11 protein-coding genes are annotated in these 16597 nt (G+C 67.1%); 7 read left to right on the plus strand and 4 right to left on the minus strand.

Annotated features, from left to right (window positions below):
• Nucleotides 1-94: 94 nt before the first annotated feature.
• The 3 genes from DGN21_RS19355 to ttcA form a co-directional block, all read right to left on the minus strand.
• Nucleotides 95-880: a SprT family zinc-dependent metalloprotease gene (locus tag DGN21_RS19355; RefSeq protein ID WP_039513591.1), complete on the minus strand. Its 786-nt coding sequence runs from the start codon at nt 878-880 to the stop codon at nt 95-97.
• Nucleotides 881-1621: 741 nt separating this feature from the next.
• Nucleotides 1622-2527 (minus strand): recombination-associated protein RdgC, encoded by a 906-nt coding sequence (locus DGN21_RS19360; protein ID WP_007974628.1) that lies wholly within the window; start codon nt 2525-2527, stop codon nt 1622-1624.
• Between the two features lie 66 nt (nt 2528-2593).
• Nucleotides 2594-3514, minus strand: coding sequence for a tRNA 2-thiocytidine(32) synthetase TtcA (ttcA, locus tag DGN21_RS19365; protein WP_065048696.1), 921 nt, complete (start codon nt 3512-3514; stop codon nt 2594-2596).
• A gap of 481 nt (nt 3515-3995) precedes the next feature.
• Here ttcA and xylA point away from each other — a divergent pair, with 481 nt between their 5' ends.
• Nucleotides 3996-5333 (plus strand): xylose isomerase, encoded by a 1338-nt coding sequence (gene xylA / locus DGN21_RS19370; RefSeq protein WP_046342382.1) that lies wholly within the window; start codon nt 3996-3998, stop codon nt 5331-5333.
• Nucleotides 5334-5402: 69 nt separating this feature from the next.
• Here xylA and DGN21_RS19375 read toward each other — a convergent pair whose 3' ends face one another.
• Complete coding sequence (locus DGN21_RS19375; RefSeq protein ID WP_228960737.1) at nt 5403-6419, minus strand: LacI family DNA-binding transcriptional regulator; 1017 nt, start codon at nt 6417-6419, stop codon at nt 5403-5405.
• Between DGN21_RS19375 and DGN21_RS20245 the strand changes: the two genes are divergently transcribed.
• The 6 genes from DGN21_RS20245 to DGN21_RS19400 all read left to right on the plus strand — a co-directional run bounded on the left by DGN21_RS20245 (nt 6370) and on the right by DGN21_RS19400 (nt 16464).
• Nucleotides 6370-6534, plus strand: a complete 165-nt coding sequence (locus DGN21_RS20245) for a hypothetical protein (RefSeq protein ID WP_016903660.1) — start codon at nt 6370-6372, stop codon at nt 6532-6534. The genes DGN21_RS19375 and DGN21_RS20245 overlap by 50 nt on opposite strands.
• A gap of 118 nt (nt 6535-6652) precedes the next feature.
• Complete coding sequence (locus tag DGN21_RS19380; RefSeq protein WP_126966970.1) at nt 6653-8848, plus strand: alpha-glucuronidase family glycosyl hydrolase; 2196 nt, start codon at nt 6653-6655, stop codon at nt 8846-8848.
• A complete protein-coding gene (locus DGN21_RS19385; RefSeq protein ID WP_126966939.1) occupies nt 8845-10809 on the plus strand; it encodes a sialate O-acetylesterase in 1965 nt (654 codons plus the stop codon). Before DGN21_RS19380 ends, DGN21_RS19385 begins: the two co-directional genes overlap by 4 nt.
• A gap of 11 nt (nt 10810-10820) precedes the next feature.
• Nucleotides 10821-12080, plus strand: a complete 1260-nt coding sequence (gene manD, locus DGN21_RS19390) for a D-mannonate dehydratase ManD (protein ID WP_126966940.1) — start codon at nt 10821-10823, stop codon at nt 12078-12080.
• Nucleotides 12080-13774 carry a glycoside hydrolase family 43 protein gene (locus DGN21_RS19395; RefSeq protein WP_164738968.1) on the plus strand — a complete coding sequence of 565 codons (1695 nt, stop codon included), beginning with the start codon at nt 12080-12082 and terminating at the stop codon, nt 13772-13774. The genes manD and DGN21_RS19395 overlap by 1 nt, the downstream gene beginning before the upstream one ends.
• A gap of 71 nt (nt 13775-13845) precedes the next feature.
• Nucleotides 13846-16464, plus strand: a complete 2619-nt coding sequence (locus DGN21_RS19400) for a glycoside hydrolase family 3 protein (RefSeq protein ID WP_184551936.1) — start codon at nt 13846-13848, stop codon at nt 16462-16464.
• The last annotated feature ends 133 nt before the right edge of the window (nt 16465-16597 follow it).

Here is a 16597-nt window from a genome sequence, read left to right on the forward strand (position 1 = left end):
CGAAAGCCCGAAGCGCATTGGCGCCCCGACTTCGCGCATTGATCGTTGCAGGAGCGCCGCCACAGCGACGGCAACTGCATCGCGACGACCCGCGTCACTCCACCTGCAACAAGCGCCGCAGTTGCGCCTTGAGCTGGCGGCCGTGCTCGTGGAAATAGCTGCGCTCGTCGCGCCAGGCGGGGAAGCGTTGTTCCACCTCGGCCCAGAACGCCGGTGAGTGGTTGGCCTGCAGCAGGTGGCAGAGCTCGTGCACCAGCACGTATTCGAACGCGGACGGGCGGCCGAGCACCAGCGCCAGATCCAGCGCCATCGAGCCATCCGGTGCCAGCGAGCCCCACTGCGAGGACATCACCTTCAGCCGCACCCGCGCCGGGGCGCGCGGCAGGCCGGGCAGATAGCTCGGCAACCAGCGGCCGACATCGGCGCGCGCCTGCGCTTCGTAGAATTCTTTCAGCGTGCGGCGCAGGCCTGCATCGCCCAGGCGGGTCGGCACATGGAACTGCGCGCCGTCATCGGTGACCTCGATGCGTGCGTAGCGCCCGTCGTGCCAGCTCAGCGGCAACAAGGCGCCGCGTAACGGCAGCAGCCCCGGCACGCCACGCTCCAGCGCCGGAAACGCATCCACCTGCTGATAACGCGACAATTGCGTGCTCAGCCAGTCCAGATGCGCCTGCAGAAAGCGTTCGCCGGCCACCAGGCTTGCGCGCAGTGGCAAGGTCAGCCGCGCGCCGCGTTCGTCCACACTGAGCTTGATGCGCCGCGCACGCGGGTCGCGCACGCGCAGCACCGCGATCTCGCGCCCGTCCAGCTGCAGGCGCAGGCAATCGCGTTCGACAACCTGCGGGGCGGGCGCGATAAGGCGGCGGACGGGCTTGAACATGGGCACAGGATAGCGCTGCGATGTGTCAGGTGGTGAGACGGGGCGATTGATGCATTCGATGTTGGCGCGACTTCTTTGAGCGACTGGCAAACGACGCTGCCCACCGCCAGGTGGGCGCAGCCGACGTCGCTAGAGCTGCGGCCTGGTTGCAGGGCCCTTGCCCGCCCAGCACGGCCAAGTCTCTGTGTTTTGGGTGTCGTACTGGATAGCGCGAATGGAACAGTTGCAGAGCGGCTGATCGGCGACTTGGCTGCAGGGCCCTTGCCCGCCCACCATCGCGGGACACGCCGCAAGTACGTCCTTGTAGGCTCTTACGCGGCATCCATGCCGCGTAAGGTCCCGCGACGGCGAGCGGGCAAGGGCCAGTCGAGATGGTCGGTGTGTGGTTGCAGGCAGGGCATGACCTGCGCCGGTCGGATCACTGTGCGTCGACCAGCTTTTCACTCTCCTCCTTCGCATGCCGAGCGGTGGACAAGTTTTCGACACGCAAGCTGCAAACTTTTCATTGCCTGGCGCAGCGTAGCCGGACGACACGCTTTCAAGAAAGCAGCCGACCAACTGACTGGCGCGGTGTCCTTGCCAGTTGCGAAACCCTTGGCGGCATGGACGCCGCCAAGGAGCCTCCACGAACGGATGCATGGCGTGTCCCGCGAGCGGTGAGGGCACCGCGCACTCCACTCACCGGGCATTTGACTCGAGCATCGATCGCGACAACACCACGCCACCGCTCGACCGTTGCGCTTACTCGGCCTTGCTCAGTTTCAACGCGGTTTCCAGCAGCAGGAACAGGCGCCGGATTTCGGCGCTCATCAGCGCGAAACGGGCATCGAGTTCGGCGCGTGCGCCGTCGTCTTCGCTGTGTTCGAGCTGGTCCAGTGCGCCATCGAGGAACTTGAGCTTGCGGATCACCAGATCGTCGCCGAGCACGAACGACAGATTGTCGTCCAGCACCAGCGCCAGCTTGGTGACCTGCTTGCCGGCTTCCAGGTGCTTGTCGATCTCGTCGCCGCGCAGTTCCTGGTGCTGGCACTTGACCACCGCGCCGCCTTCGATCGGATCCTTCATCTCGCACTCTTCGCCCAGGCTCAGGCCTTCGGGCAAGGGTTCGCCGGCGATCCAGCCGGTGAGGATGGCGCGCGGTGCGACCTCGGCATTCAACGGCAGTGCCGGGAAGCTGCCGAGTGCGCCGCGGATCTCGCTCATCACGTTCTCGCCGCTCTTGCGGCTGGAACTGTTGACCGCAATGTAGCCGTGCTGCAGGTCCAGAATGGCATCGGTGCGCGAGCTCTTGACGAAGGCGCGCGGCAACAGCTCATGGATCAGGTCGTCCTTCAGGCGCTTGCGGGCCTTGCCACCGGGGCGACGGCCTTCCTTCTCTTCGATCTCGGCGACCTTGCGCTCGAGCAGGTCGTTGACCACCGCGCCGGGCAGGATCTTGTCCTCGCCACCGACGGTGAGCCAGAGGAAATCTTCCAGACGGTGCGAGAGCACTTCCTGCTCGTCGCGGCCGAACGGGGAGATGAAACCGCGCGAGCTCATTTCCAGCGGGCCGACCGGCTTGAGCTGCACTTGCGGCAGCAGCGTGTCGATCTCGGAGAAATCCAGCGTGGTCGGGAAACGGAACAGGGTGAGATTACGAAAGAACATGCGTCAGACCGAAGAGGAGGAAGAAACGGGGAGGGTGGAAAGACTGCCGGCGCCGCGATGGCCGCGTCAGTCGCTGTCGTGTGCGCTGTCGCCGGCGGCGAGCCAGGCGCTGGAATCGGGATCAGGATCGGGCGGTGCTGCATCGCCGTTGCGGCCCAGCGCCAGGAAATCGAACAGGGTGCGGTCGGCCAGTTGCTCGGGCCGCACATCGCCCAGCGCGCGGGCGATCTGCTCGACCCGCCCGGGCTGCTCGCGGTCCCACTGCTGCAGCATCCGCCCGACCTGCTGGCGCTGCAGGTTTTCCTGGCTGCCGCACAGGTTGCACGGAATGATCGGGAACTGGCGCGCCTGCGCGTAGGCGGCGATATCGGCTTCGCGCACGTAGGCCAGCGGGCGGATCACCACATGCGCGCCGTCGTCGCTGCGCAGCTTGGGTGCCATCGCCGCGAGCCGGGCGTGGTGGAACAGATTCATGAAGAACGTGGCCACGATGTCGTCGCGATGGTGGCCGAGCGCGATCTTGGTCACGCCATGCGTCTGGGCGTAGGCATACAGCGCGCCGCGCCGCAGCCGCGAGCACAATGAACACATGGTCTTGCCGGCCGGAATCACCCGGCTGACCACCGAATAGGTGTCCTGCTCAACGATGTCGAACGGTACATCCAGCCCACGCAGGTAAGTGGGCAGCACCTGCGCGGGGAAGTCGGGCTGCTTCTGGTCCAGATTGACCGCCACCAGGGTGAACGGCACCGGCGCCTTGCGCTGCAACTGCAGCAGCATGTCCAGCAAGGTGTAGCTGTCCTTGCCGCCGGACAGGCAGACCATGATCTTGTCGCCGGGGGCGATCATGCCGAAGTCGGCAATCGCCTGGCCCACCTGGCGCTGCAGGCGTTTGCCCAGGCGCAGCTGCTCACGCTGCAACCGCTGGCGCGGGTCGCGCGGCGCGGGGTCGGCCAGGGGTTGCGGCAGCGGCAGGACAGCGGTCATAAGCCGGCCATTGTAGCTGCCCGGCGCGCGGCGGGCCGGCGCCGCGCGTACGCGGCTGAACGGGCGGTCAGCCGCGTACGCGCGGGGTGCTCGGCGCTGGTTTGGCGGTGCCAGGGCGCTAGCGAGCCGATCAACGCTAGAGGTGTGCCGCAGGTGCTCGGGGCAGCGCACATCTCGCAGCGCAGCAAGCCTTTCTGCGCCGGGCTGGGTAAAGTCGGGCAGACCGCTTCACTCGGGATCGGCATGGCATCTTCAGCTTCGCTCCATCGCGCGGCTTTTTTCGGTCGCGATTGTGGTAGCGCTAACATTCTGCGCTGCACGGGTCAGGGCCCGTGCCGGCGTCCGTCCCCGGCGCTGATTGAGACTGCGCGCCGGTGGCGGCGGTGACGGCCTGCATGCGCGATCGCTGCGCTGCGTGGCTGGTCACTCGCGTGCGACATCTTTCCCTTCTCCCCTCGCCTCTCTGCAGGAGTTCCACCCCATGAGCAACACCGTCTACATCGGCGCCAAGGAATATTTCCCCGGTATTGGCAAGATCGGCTTCGAAGGCCGCGACTCGGACAACCCGCTGGCGTTCAAGGTCTACGACGCCAACAAGCAGGTCGGCGACAAGACCATGGCCGAGCATCTGCGCTTTGCCGTGGCCTACTGGCACAGCTTCTGCGGCAACGGCGCCGATCCGTTCGGCCCGGGCACGCGCGCGTACCCGTGGGATATCGGCAACACCGCGTTGAATCGCGCCGAAGCCAAGGCCGATGCCGCGTTCGAGTTCTTCACCAAGCTCGGCGTGCCGTACTACTGCTTCCACGACATCGACCTGTCGCCCGATGCCGACGACATCGGCGAGTACCAGAGCAACCTCAAGCACATGGTCGGCATTGCCAAGCAGCGCCAGGCCGACACCGGCATCAAGCTGTTGTGGGGAACCGCCAACCTGTTCTCGCACCCGCGTTACATGAATGGTGCGTCGACCAACCCGGACTTCAACGTGGTGGCGCGTGCGGCGGTGCAGGTCAAGGCCGCCATCGATGCCACCGTCGAGCTGGGCGGCGAGAACTACGTGTTCTGGGGCGGCCGCGAAGGCTATGCCTGCCTGCACAACACCCAGATGAAGCGCGAGCAGGACAACATGGCGCGCTTCTTGACCCTGGCACGCGACTACGGCCGCGCGATCGGCTTCACTGGCAACTTCCTGATCGAGCCCAAGCCGATGGAGCCGATGAAGCACCAGTACGACTTCGACAGCGCCACGGTGATCGGCTTCCTGCGCCAGCACGGCCTGGACCAGGACTTCAAGCTGAACATCGAAGCCAACCACGCCACACTGTCGGGTCACAGCTTCGAGCATGACCTGCAGGTGGCATCCGACGCCGGCCTGCTCGGCAGCATCGATGCCAACCGCGGCAACCCGCAGAACGGCTGGGATACCGACCAGTTCCCGACCGACCTGTACGACACCGTCGGCGCGATGCTGGTGGTGCTGCGCCAGGGCGGGCTGGCACCGGGCGGGCTGAACTTCGATGCCAAGGTGCGCCGCGAGTCGTCCGACCCGCAGGATCTGTTCCTGGCGCATATCGGCGGCATGGACGCGTTCGCACGCGGGCTGGAAGTGGCCAATGCGCTGCTGACCTCCTCGCCGCTGGAGCAGTGGCGCGCCGAGCGCTACGCCAGCTTCGACAGCGGCGCGGGCGCGGACTTCGCCAACGGCAGCAGCACGCTGGTGGATCTGGCCAAGTACGCCGCCGGCAACGAACCCAAGCAGCTCAGCGGCCGTCAGGAAGCCTACGAGAACCTGATCAACCAGTATCTGACGCGTTGATGTTATGCCGATGGTCGCCTGCACGCGCAGGCGACCATCGGCGGCCTGCGCGCAGAACCGCGTGCAGCGTCATGGCTGTTCCGTTGCATCCGGCGCCGCCGGTGCGGCCACCGAATCCCGCTTGACCAGCAGGTGCGCGACCACATGATCGACCATCTTCGCCGTGCGCTCCTTGGCGCGAATCGTCTTCAACAGGATGTCCAGCGCAGCGTCGGCCATGGCGGCGATGGGCTGCTGCACGGTGGTGAGTTCGGGCCATACCGCAGTGGCGGCGGAGGTGTCGTCGAAGCCGACCACCGACAGATCGCGCGGCACATCCAGCCCGCGTCGATGCGCGACCGAGATTGCGGCGGCGGCCATATCGTCGTTGCTGGCGAAGATGGCGCTGGGGCGGCGTTTGCGCGCCAGCAGTTTTTCCGCAGCGACCAGGCCGGATTTGTAGGTGTAGTCGCCCGGTTGCACCAGATGCCGGTCCAGCCGCAGGCCCGCATCGGCCAGCGCGGCCTGGAACCCCTCGAAGCGACGCGTGCTGGCAGACAGGTTGGGATGCCCGGCGATGTAACCGATACGCGTGTGGCCCTGCGCGATCAGATGCTCGGTGATTTCCTTGGCGGCAGCGAATTCGTCGATGCGCACACAGGCCACATCCGGGCTGAAATGGTTGGAGGCGATCGCCACCACCGGCACCTTGGCGCGCACCAGCTCCAGTACCGCGGCCTTGGATTCGCACAGCGGCGGCGGCAGGATCACTCCGGCCACGCCCTTGGCGAGCTTGCGCGCGGCACGGCGTTCGGCGTCGGCATCCAGGTCGTCCCAGCAATCGATCACCAGCTGGATCGGTGTGCGCGAGGCAACCCGCAACACGCCCAGCAGCAACTCACGCAGGTAGGCGCCGCTGGGATCGCTGTAGATCAACGCAATGCGCGTGCTCTGCGCGGCGGCCAGGGCACTGGCCGCCAGGTTGGGCGTGTAGCCCAGCTTGTCGACCGCGCGCAGCACGCGGGCACGGGTGGCATCGCGCACGCTGCCGTTGTTGTTGACCACGCGCGAGACCGTCATCGGCGAGACCTTCGCCAGCGCCGCCACCTCGTCGATGGTGGTCGCGCGGCTGGTGCGGCGGACCGATTTCCTGACCTTCTCCAAGCGTGGCCTCTTCAAGTGGGTGGCGAACCTGCACGATGCACACAACCCGCTGCAGTAACGCAAGCGCCGACTGCGTGCATGACGATGCGACGCATGGTACCGGGAAGCAGGCAGAGCGGCGATACGCCGCGGCGTGCGGTGATGTCGCTGGAGCATGCCGCATGAGCGCGCGTGCAATGCGGCGCTGCGGCGCGTATTGCGCAGCGTTGGCGCAGCCGTGGTGGCTGGCGCTGACGTTGCTGTGCGGATTGATGCTGGCCAGTGCCGGCGCGCGGGCCGAGGATGGCTACGATTTATGGTTGCGCTACCACCCGCTGGCCGACGCGGCGCAGTTGCGTGGCAACGCAAGCGAGTTGATCGTCGCCGGCGACTCGCCGACGTTGCAGGCTGCACGTGAGGAATTGCAGCGTGGACTGTCGGGCCTGCTTGGTGCTGCGCCGCAGTCGTCCGCCAATGTCACGCGCGATGGGGCGATCTTGCTGGGCGCGGCGGCTGCGCCGCAGATCGCGGCATTGCAGCTGCAGACCACCGGCCTGGGCCGCGAGGGCTATCTGATCCGCAGTGTCAGCGTGGACGGGCATCGCACGACCGTCATCGTCGGCGGCAGCGATGTCGGCGCGCTGTATGGGGCATTCCACTTCCTGCGCCTGTTGCAGACCGGCCAGTCGCTGGCCGCGCTGGACCTGCGCGAGTCGCCGCGCTTGCAGCTGCGCATGCTCAACCACTGGGACAACCTGGACGGGGTGGTCGAGCGCGGCTATGCCGGCGCCTCGTTATGGAACTGGCAGACCCTGCCGGGTTACCTGGATCCACGCTACACCGAGTACGCGCGCGCCAATGCATCGCTGGGCATCAACGGCAGCGTGCTCAACAACGTCAACGCCAAGGCCTGGAGCCTGACGCCGCAGTATCTGGACAAGGCGGCGGCACTGGCCAAGGTGTTTCGCCCTTACGGCATTCGCGTGTTTCTCAGCGCGCGCTTCAGCGCGCCGATCGAGATCGGCGGTTTGACGACCGCCGACCCGCTGGATCCGCAGGTACAGCAGTGGTGGCGCAACAAAGCCGACCAGATCTATGCACGCATTCCGGACTTCGGCGGTTTCCTGGTAAAGGCCAATTCCGAAGGCCAGCCCGGCCCGCAGGATTACGGGCGCAGCCATGCCGATGGCGCCAATCTGCTGGCCGACGCGCTGGCGCCGCACGGCGGGGTGGTGATGTGGCGCGCATTCGTCTATTCGCACGAGCAACCGGACGATCGCGCCAAGCAGGCGTACAGCGAGTTCCTGCCGCTGGATGGGCAATTCCGCGACAACGTGATCGTGCAGGTCAAGAACGGAGCGATCGACTTCCAGCCGCGCGAGCCGTTCCATCCGCTGTTCGGTGCGATGCGCAAGACGCCGTTGATGCCGGAGTTCCAGATCACCAAGGAGTATCTGGGCTTTTCGACCCATCTGGCCTATCTGGGCACGCTGTTTGCCGAGACCCTGCAGGCCGACACCTATGCACACGGCAAGGGCTCGACCGTTGCCAGAACCGTGGATGGCACGCTCTTCAACGATGCCAGACACACGCGCCTGACCGGCATTGCCGGTGTGGCCAACATCGGTGCGGACCGCAACTGGAGCGGCTCGATCTTCGATCAGGCCAACTGGTATGCGTACGGGCGGCTGGCGTGGAACCCGCAGTTGTCGCCGCAGGCGATCGCGCAGGAGTGGGCACGCATGACCTTCTCCAACGATGCTGACGTGGTGACGCCCGTGGTCGACATGATGCTGCGCTCGCGCGAGGCAGTGGTGGACTACATGACCCCGCTCGGCCTGCATCACCTGATGGGTCGCGGCCATCACTACGGCCCGGCACCCTGGGATGCGGGCAGCGAGCGCCCGGACTGGGACCCGGTCTACTACCACCGCGCCGACCGTAACGGGATCGGCTTTGACCGTAGCGCCAGCGGCAGCAATGCGGTGGCGCAATACGCCAAGCCAGTGGCGCGCATGTTCGGCGATGTGCAGCGCGTGCCGGAGCATTACCTGCTGTGGTTCCACCATGTGCCCTGGGAGCACCGCATGGCCTCCCGGCGGACGCTGTGGGACGAGCTGGTATGGCATTACGACCATGGCGTGGACGAGGTGCGTGCCATGCGAGCCACCTGGCAGGGGCTTGCCGGCAAGATCGATCCACCGCGTTACCAGCAGGTAGCGAACTTCCTGGCGATCCAGCAGGACGAAGCGCAGTGGTGGCGCGATGCCAGCATCGCCTACTTCCAGCGCGTGTCCGGGCTGCCGTTGCCGGCCGGCACGGCGCCGCCGGCGCATCCGTTGGCGTATTACCAGGCGCTGAAGTTTCCGTATGCACCGGGGAATCCGAAATGAACGCGCGCCTCTCGACGGTCATCATGGCAACGCTCTGCGCAGCACTGCTGCCGCGCCTGGCGCAGGCGGCCGATGCGCCGCTGCTGCATGCACTGTTTCAGGAGCATGTGGTGTTGCAGCGCGATGCGCCGATCCGGGTGTGGGGCGACGCACCCCCTGGCGCGCGCGTGAGCGTGCAACTGGATGCGCAGCAGGTGCAGGCACGCGCAGATCGGCAAGGCCACTGGGAGGCACGCCTGCCCGCGCACGCCGCGGGTGGCCCGTACAGCTTGAGCGCACGCACCAGCACGGGCGTGACGCAGCAGGTCAATGACGTGCTGATCGGCGATGTGTGGCTGTGCTCGGGCCAATCCAACATGGAATTGCAGGTGCATCGCACCCTGGATTCACGCAGCGAGATCGCCGATGCCGACAACCCGCGCATCCGCATGTTCAAGGTGCCGGCGCAGTCCAGCCCGACGCCGCAGCGCCGCTTCGGTGGCGCTGCGGCATGGCAACTCACCACACCGGAGACGGTGAAGGATTTTTCTGCGGCCTGCTATTACTTCGCGCGTGAGTTGCAGAAGACCGTCGATGTGCCGATGGGCCTGATCAACGCCTCCTGGGGCGGCTCGCAACTGCAGGCCTGGATCGGTGAGAAGGCACTGCGCGCTGCCGGTGACGATGGCCCGGCGCTGGATGTGCTGGCGCGTTACGCACGCGACCCGGTGGATGCCGCGCCGCATTGGGGGGCGCTGTGGGAGGCCTGGTGGCATGCGCACGGCGAAGGCGAGCCCTGGCAGGCGGATGCGCCCGGCGCCTGGCAAACCGCACCGGCGGCATTGGGCGCGTGGGACGACTGGGGTGTGCCGCAGTTGGTCGGCTTCAACGGCATGGTCTGGTACCGCACCAGCGTGGAGCTGACGCCGGCGCAGGCCGCGCAGGACGCCAGCTTGTTGCTCGGGCCGGTGGACGAACTGGACCAGACCTGGGTCAACGGGCGCGGCGTGGGCAGCAGTTACGGTGCCGACCAGCCGCGTCGCTACAGCGTGCCGCGCGGGCGCCTGCATGCCGGGCGCAACAGCATCGTGCTCAATGTGCTCAACACCTATCGGCGCGGTGGGCTGCTGGGCGATGCGCAATCGCGTGCGCTGCAGTTCGCCGATGGCAGCACGCTGCCACTGGATGCGCCCTGGCAGTACCGCATCGTGCCGCCGCAACTGGGCTCGCCACCGCGCGCGCCGTGGTCGTCGGCGGCCGGGCTGACCACCTTGTACAACGGCATGATCGCCCCGCTCGGCCAGCTCGGCCTGCGTGGCGTGGTGTGGTACCAGGGCGAATCCAATGCCGGCGATGCGGTGCATTACCCGGCCTTGCTCGCTGCATGGCAACGCGATTGGCGGCAGCGCTTCGGTGCGCAGTTGCCGCTGCTGATCGTGCAGCTGGCCAACTATGGCGCGCCGCCCACCCAGCCGGTCGACAGCGGCTGGGCGCAGCTGCGCGAGGCGCAGCGCCGCTTCGTCGCCAACGATGCGCATGCGGGCCTGGCGGTGACGATCGACATCGGCGACCGCTACGACATCCATCCGGCCAACAAGCAGGAACTGGGCCGGCGCCTGGCGCGTGTGGCGCGGCAAGTGGTGTACGGCGAGGCGCTTGCGCCCTCCGGCCCGGTGCCGCGCAGCGCGCAACGCGAAGGCGACAGCGTGCGCATCGCCTTCGACGAGGTGGACACCGCCTTGCTCAGCTATGGCGCCGATGCGCCGATCGGCTTCGAGCTGTGCGGCGCCGCGTCCAACAGCTGCCGCTATGCCGTTGCCAGCTTGCACGACCACGCCATCAGCCTGCGCGTTCCCACCGGCCTGGCCGTCACGCGCGTGCGCTACTGCTGGGCCGACAGCCCGGTATGCACCTTGTACGACCGCAGCGGCCTGCCGGCCGGCCCGTTCGAACTCCCCCTCACTGCCGCCACTTCTCCCTGAGCGAGACCACGATGTCACAGACCCCCGACTCCCCTGCTCCGCTGCAAGGCTCGGCCCGCGATCGCGAGATCGTCGAGGCGCGCGTCATCGTCACCTGCCCGGGCCGCAACTTCGTCACCCTGAAGATCCGCACCCGCTCGGGCATCACCGGGCTGGGCGATGCCACGCTCAATGGCCGCGAACTGGCGGTGGCGGCGTACCTGCAGGAACACCTGGTGCCGAACCTGATCGGCCGCGATGCCGGCCGCATCGAAGACATCTGGCAATTCTTCTACCGCGGTGCGTACTGGCGGCGCGGCCCGGTGACGATGAGCGCGATCGCCGCGGTGGACGTGGCCTTGTGGGACATCCTGGGCAAGATGGCCGGCATGCCGTTGTATCAGCTGCTGGGCGGGCGCTCGCGCGAGGGCGCGCTGGTCTACGGCCATGCCAATGGCCGCGATATCGCCGAAACCAGCGATGAGGTGGGCCGCTTCCGCGAGCTGGGTTTCATCGCCATCCGCGCGCAGTGCGGCGTGCCCGGCATCAAGAAGACCTACGGCATTTCCAGCGGCGGCAAACCGTATGAGCCGGCAGAGAGCGAGCTGCCGACCGAAACGGTGTGGTCCACGCCGCGCTATCTCGGCGTGGTGCCCAAGCTGTTCGAGCAGCTACGCAACGATCATGGCGACGAGATCGAGCTGCTGCACGACGCGCACCACCGGCTCACCCCGATCGAGGCCGCGCGGCTGGGCCGCGACCTGGAACCATACCGGCTGTTCTGGCTGGAAGACGCCACCCCTGCAGAAAACCAGCGCGCGTTCGAGGTGATTCGCCAGCACACGGTCACCCCCTTGGCGGTGGGCGAGGTGTTCAATTCGCTGTGGGATTGCAAGCACCTGATCGAGCAGCAACTGATCGACTACATCCGCACCACCATCGTCCACGCCGGCGGCATCACCCATGTGCGCCGGCTGGCCGATTTCGCCGCGCTGCATCAGGTGCGTACCGGCTTCCACGGCGCCACCGATCTGTCGCCGGTGTGCATGGGCGCGGCATTGCACTTCGACACCTGGGTGCCCAACTTCGGCATCCAGGAATACATGTTCCATTCCGACGAGGCCAACGCGGTGTTCCTGCACGATTACGTATTCCGCGATGGCCGCCTGCATTGCGGCGAAGCACCCGGGCATGGCGTGGACATCGACGAAGCCCTGGCCGCGAAGTATCCCTACGTGCCCAAGCAGTTGCCGATCGCGCGGCTGGAAGACGGTGCGATGTGGGACTGGTGATGCGCTGGCTGCCGGCCGCGCTTGCGGCACTGCTGCTTGCGGTGGCCGCACCTGCGCGCGTGCAGGCGCAAGCACACGCCGATGTCGCCTTCGACTGGTTCGAGTATCGCGGCGACGATGCGGTGTTCGCCACGCCGTTGCCACCCGGCCACTACCGCAACCCGGTGCTGGCCGGGTTCTACCCGGACCCCAGCGTGACGCGCGTGGGCGATCGCTATTACCTGGTCAATTCCACGTTTGCGTATTTCCCGGCGATCCCGGTGTTCGAGAGTACCGACCTGGTGCACTGGACGCAGATCGGCAATGTGGTCGAGCGCCGCGAACAGCTCGACTACGACGGGCTGGGCGTGTCGCGTGGCATGTTCGCTGCCAGCATCCGTCATCATGCCGGGCGTTTCTATGTGGTGGGTACCTCGGTCGACAGCGGTGGCAACTTCATCGCCAGCGCCAGCAATCCCGCAGGCCCATGGTCGGCACTGACGTGGTTGCCGGGCATCGACGGCATCGACCCGTCATTGTTCTTCGATACCGACGGCAGCGCTTACCTGCTCAACAACGGCCCGCCGGAAGGCACGCCGTTGTACGAAGGCCATCGCGCGATCTGGATGCAGCGCTTCGACCTTGTCAGCAATCAACCGGTCGGCCCGCGCAAGGTGTTGCTCAACGGTGGGGTGGATCTGGCCAGCAAGCCGATCTGGATCGAAGGCCCGCATCTGTATCAACGCGACGGTTGGTATTACCTCTCGTGTGCCGAAGGCGGCACCGGGCCGCAGCATTCGCAGGTGGTGCTGCGCAGCCGCACTGTGTGGGGGCCGTTTGAGCCCTCGCCGCACAATCCGATCCTGACCCAACGCGACCTGCCGGCCGATCGCGCGCACCCGGTCAGCAATGCCGGGCATGTGGATCTGGTGGACACACCGGACGGGCAATGGTGGGCGGTGTTCCTGGCCAGCCGCCCGTATGCGGGCGAACGCTACAACACCGGGCGCGAAACCTTCCTGCTGCCAGTGCACTGGCGCGATGGCTGGCCGTCGATCCTGCCGGCCGGCGAGCCGATTCCGTATGTCGCACAGAGCCCGCGCGGCGCCAAGACCCCGGCCGATCAAGCGCCGTTGTCGGGCAACTTCACCTGGCGCGACGACTTCGCCGGCACCTCGCTGCAGCGCGAATGGCTATCTCTGCGTGTGCCCAAACATGAGGTGGCCGATCTAAGCGCACGCGCCGGTTGGCTGACCCTCCATGCCAGTGCGCAAGGGTTGGATAGCACTGCCACACCCGCCTTCCTCGCGCGGCGCCAGCAACACACGCGTTTTACCGCGAGCACCGCGTTGGCGGTGCCCACGCAGGCCGGCGTCAGTGCCGGGCTTGCCGCCTTGCAGAATTCCAACGCGTGGTATGCGCTGGGCGTGCGACGCAACGGCGATGCGCTGGACGTCTTCCTCGACAAGCGCGAGGGCGCAAGAACCACCACGCTCGCACGCACCCGCGTCCCCGCAACGGCGCAGCTGCGCCTGCAGATCAGCGGCGATGGCGGTGCGTACAGCTTTGCCTTCGATGCCGATGGGCGCGGCTGGCAATCGCTACGCCGCAACGATGCTGCGGGCATGCTCAGCACCGCACAGGCCGGCGGCTTCGTCGGCAGCATGATCGGGCCGTTTGCCCAGCTGGAACCGCACCGCACCCAGGAGGACTGACCATGCATTCGCACCCCGCCCACCGCGCCACCGCCCCGCGTTGCCCACCTGCGCGCGGCTTACTGCTGGCGATGGCGCTGGCCGCCACCGGCACGCAGGCCGCAACGCCGCCGCCGTATCTGGACACCCAACGCCCCTTCGACGCGCGTGCGGCCGACCTGGTGTCGCGCATGACGCTGGAAGAAAAGGCCGCGCAGATGCAGAACGCCGCCCCGGCGATCCCGCGCCTGCAGGTGCCCGAATACGATTGGTGGAACGAAGCGCTGCACGGCGTGGCGCGTGCCGGCGGCGCCACCGTGTTTCCGCAGGCGATCGGCCTGGCTGCTACGTTCGATACCCCGTTGATGGCCGAGGTGGCCACCGCCATCAGCGACGAAGCGCGCGCCAAGCACCACGCGTTCCTGGCGCGCGGCGAGCACAAGCGCTACCAGGGACTCACCTTCTGGTCGCCCAACATCAACATCTTCCGCGACCCGCGCTGGGGCCGCGGGCAGGAAACCTATGGCGAAGACCCGTTCCTGACCGCGCGCATGGGCGTGACCTTCGTGCAGGGCCTGCAGGCGCAGCAAGGGCCGTACCGCAAGCTCGATGCCACCGCCAAGCACTTCGCCGTGCACAGCGGCCCGGAGGCCGACCGTCATCACTTCGACGTGCATCCCAGCGAGCGCGATCTCCATGAAACCTATCTGCCCGCGTTTCAGGCCCTGGTGCAAGAAGGCAAGGTCGCCGCAGTGATGGGCGCCTACAACCGCGTCAATGGCGAATCCGCCTCGGCCAGCACGCGGCTGGAAGGCATCCTGCGCCGCGACTGGGGTTTCGATGGTTACATCGTCAGCGACTGCGCCGCCATCCGCGATATCTGGCAGAACCACAAGATCGTGCCCACGCCCGAGGCCGCCGCCGCGCTTGGCGTCAAGCACGGCACCGACCTGGATTGCGGCGACACCTATGCCGCGTTGCCGGCGGCGGTGCGTGCCGGCTTGATCGACGAGGCCAGCATCGACATCGCGCTCAAGCGGCTGATGACCTCGCGCATGCGGCTGGGCATGTTCGACCCGCCGGCCAGGGTGCCGTGGGCGCAGATTCCTGCGGCGGTGAATCAATCGCCAGAGCACGATGCACTGGCCCGCCGCACCGCGCGCGAATCGCTGGTGCTGCTGAAGAACGACGGCCTGCTGCCGCTCAAACCCACGCTCAAGCGCATCGCCGTGATCGGCCCCACCGCCGACGACCCGATGTCGCTGCTGGGCAATTACTACGGCACGCCGGCCGCGCCGGTCACCATCCTGCAAGGCATCCGCGACGCTGCACCGCAGGCACAGGTGGTCTACGCGCGCGGCAGCGACCTGGTGGAAGGGCGCGAAGACCCCAATGCCGCGGCACCGATCGACACCCGCTATCTGCGCCCGGCGCCGGATGCCAAGCAGAACGGCCTCACCGGCGAATACTTCAAGGGCCGCGCCCTGGCCGGCCAGCCGGTGCTGACCCGCATCGACCCGCGTATCGCCTTCCGATGGGACCGCAATGCGCCCACCGACGATGCCGTGGGCCGCGGTGAACTGCAGGCCGACCGAGCGCTGGCCAAGGACGACTTCAGCGTGCGCTGGCATGGCCAGCTGTTGCCGCCGGTGTCGGGCACCTACGAGCTGCAGATTGCCGCCGACGACGGCGTGCGCCTGTTTCTGGACGGCAAGCTGCTCATCGATCAATGGAGCGAGGCCCCGCGGATGCGCGGCGGCAATGCCAGCGTCGCGCTGGAAGCCGGCAAGGCCTACGACCTGCGCGTGGAATACTTCGAGGCCACGCGCGATGCCGGCGTGCGTCTGGCCTGGCGCATGCCCGGCGCCAAACCGCCGCTGCAGGAAGCGGTGGACGCCGCACGCAACGCCGAGGTAGTGGTGTTCGTCGGTGGCCTCACCGGCGATGTCGAAGGCGAGGAGATGGACGTCAACTATCCCGGTTTTGCCGGCGGCGACCGCACCGACACCCGCCTGCCCAAACCGCAGCGCGAATTGCTGCAGGCACTGCAGGCCACCGGCACGCCGGTGGTTGCGGTGCTGACCACCGGCTCGGCGCTGGCGATCGACTGGGCGCAGCACCACGTGCCCGCCATCCTGCTGGCCTGGTACCCCGGTCAACGCGGCGGCAGCGCGGTTGGCGATGTGCTGTTCGGCCAGGCCAGTCCCGGCGGCCGCCTGCCGATCACCTTCTACAAGGAAGACGAGCGCCTGCCCGCCTTCGACGATTACGCCATGCGCGGCCGCACCTATCGCTACTTCACCGGCAAGCCGCTGTACCCGTTTGGCCATGGCCTGTCGTACACGCAGTTTGCGTATTCGGATCTACGCCTTGATCGCACCACCGTTGCCGCCGATGGCACGCTCACGGCCACGGTCACGCTGAAGAACACCGGCCAACGCGCAGGCGATGAAGTAGTGCAGCTGTATCTGCATCCGCTCAAGCCGCAACGCGAACGCGCCATCAAGGAACTGCGCGGCTTCCAGCGCATCACCCTGCAACCCGGCGAACAACGGCAGCTGCGCTTCACCCTCAAGGCGCAAGACGCCTTGCGCATCTACGACGAGCAGCGCAAGGCCTACGCAGTGGATCCAGGCGACTACGAAGTACAGATCGGCGCTTCCAGTGCAGACATCCGCAGCACACAACGCTTTACCGTCACCGACAAGTAGCAGCCGTTGACACCCTCGCCATGCGGCCACGGCCAAAGAAGACCCTCAGCCGCGATTGCCCTAAGCCCCTCTCTCGCCGGGGCGAAGAGGCGCCGCTTGCGCGCCACTGGCGCGCGTGCCTTGGAGCGCCCGC

Origin of the sequence: Xanthomonas sp. MLO165 (genome assembly GCF_018831305.1) — a bacterium.
Classification (GTDB): domain Bacteria; phylum Pseudomonadota; class Gammaproteobacteria; order Xanthomonadales; family Xanthomonadaceae; genus Xanthomonas; species Xanthomonas arboricola.

Bases quoted from the DNA above. Each gene is read 5' to 3' on its own strand.
- manD (WP_126966940.1), top strand. From the start codon at position 10,821: ATGTCACAGACCCCCGACTCCCCTGCTCCGCTGCAAGGCTCGGCCCGC.
- DGN21_RS19385 (WP_126966939.1), top strand. From the start codon at position 8,845: ATGAACGCGCGCCTCTCGACGGTCATCATGGCAACGCTCTGCGCAGCA.
- DGN21_RS19380 (WP_126966970.1), top strand. From the start codon at position 6,653: ATGCGGCGCTGCGGCGCGTATTGCGCAGCGTTGGCGCAGCCGTGGTGG.
- ttcA (WP_065048696.1), bottom strand. From the start codon at position 3,514: ATGACCGCTGTCCTGCCGCTGCCGCAACCCCTGGCCGACCCCGCGCCG.
- xylA (WP_046342382.1), top strand. From the start codon at position 3,996: ATGAGCAACACCGTCTACATCGGCGCCAAGGAATATTTCCCCGGTATT.
- DGN21_RS19395 (WP_164738968.1), top strand. From the start codon at position 12,080: ATGCGCTGGCTGCCGGCCGCGCTTGCGGCACTGCTGCTTGCGGTGGCC.
- DGN21_RS19360 (WP_007974628.1), bottom strand. From the start codon at position 2,527: ATGTTCTTTCGTAATCTCACCCTGTTCCGTTTCCCGACCACGCTGGAT.
- DGN21_RS19355 (WP_039513591.1), bottom strand. From the start codon at position 880: ATGTTCAAGCCCGTCCGCCGCCTTATCGCGCCCGCCCCGCAGGTTGTC.
- DGN21_RS19400 (WP_184551936.1), top strand. From the start codon at position 13,846: ATGGCGCTGGCCGCCACCGGCACGCAGGCCGCAACGCCGCCGCCGTAT.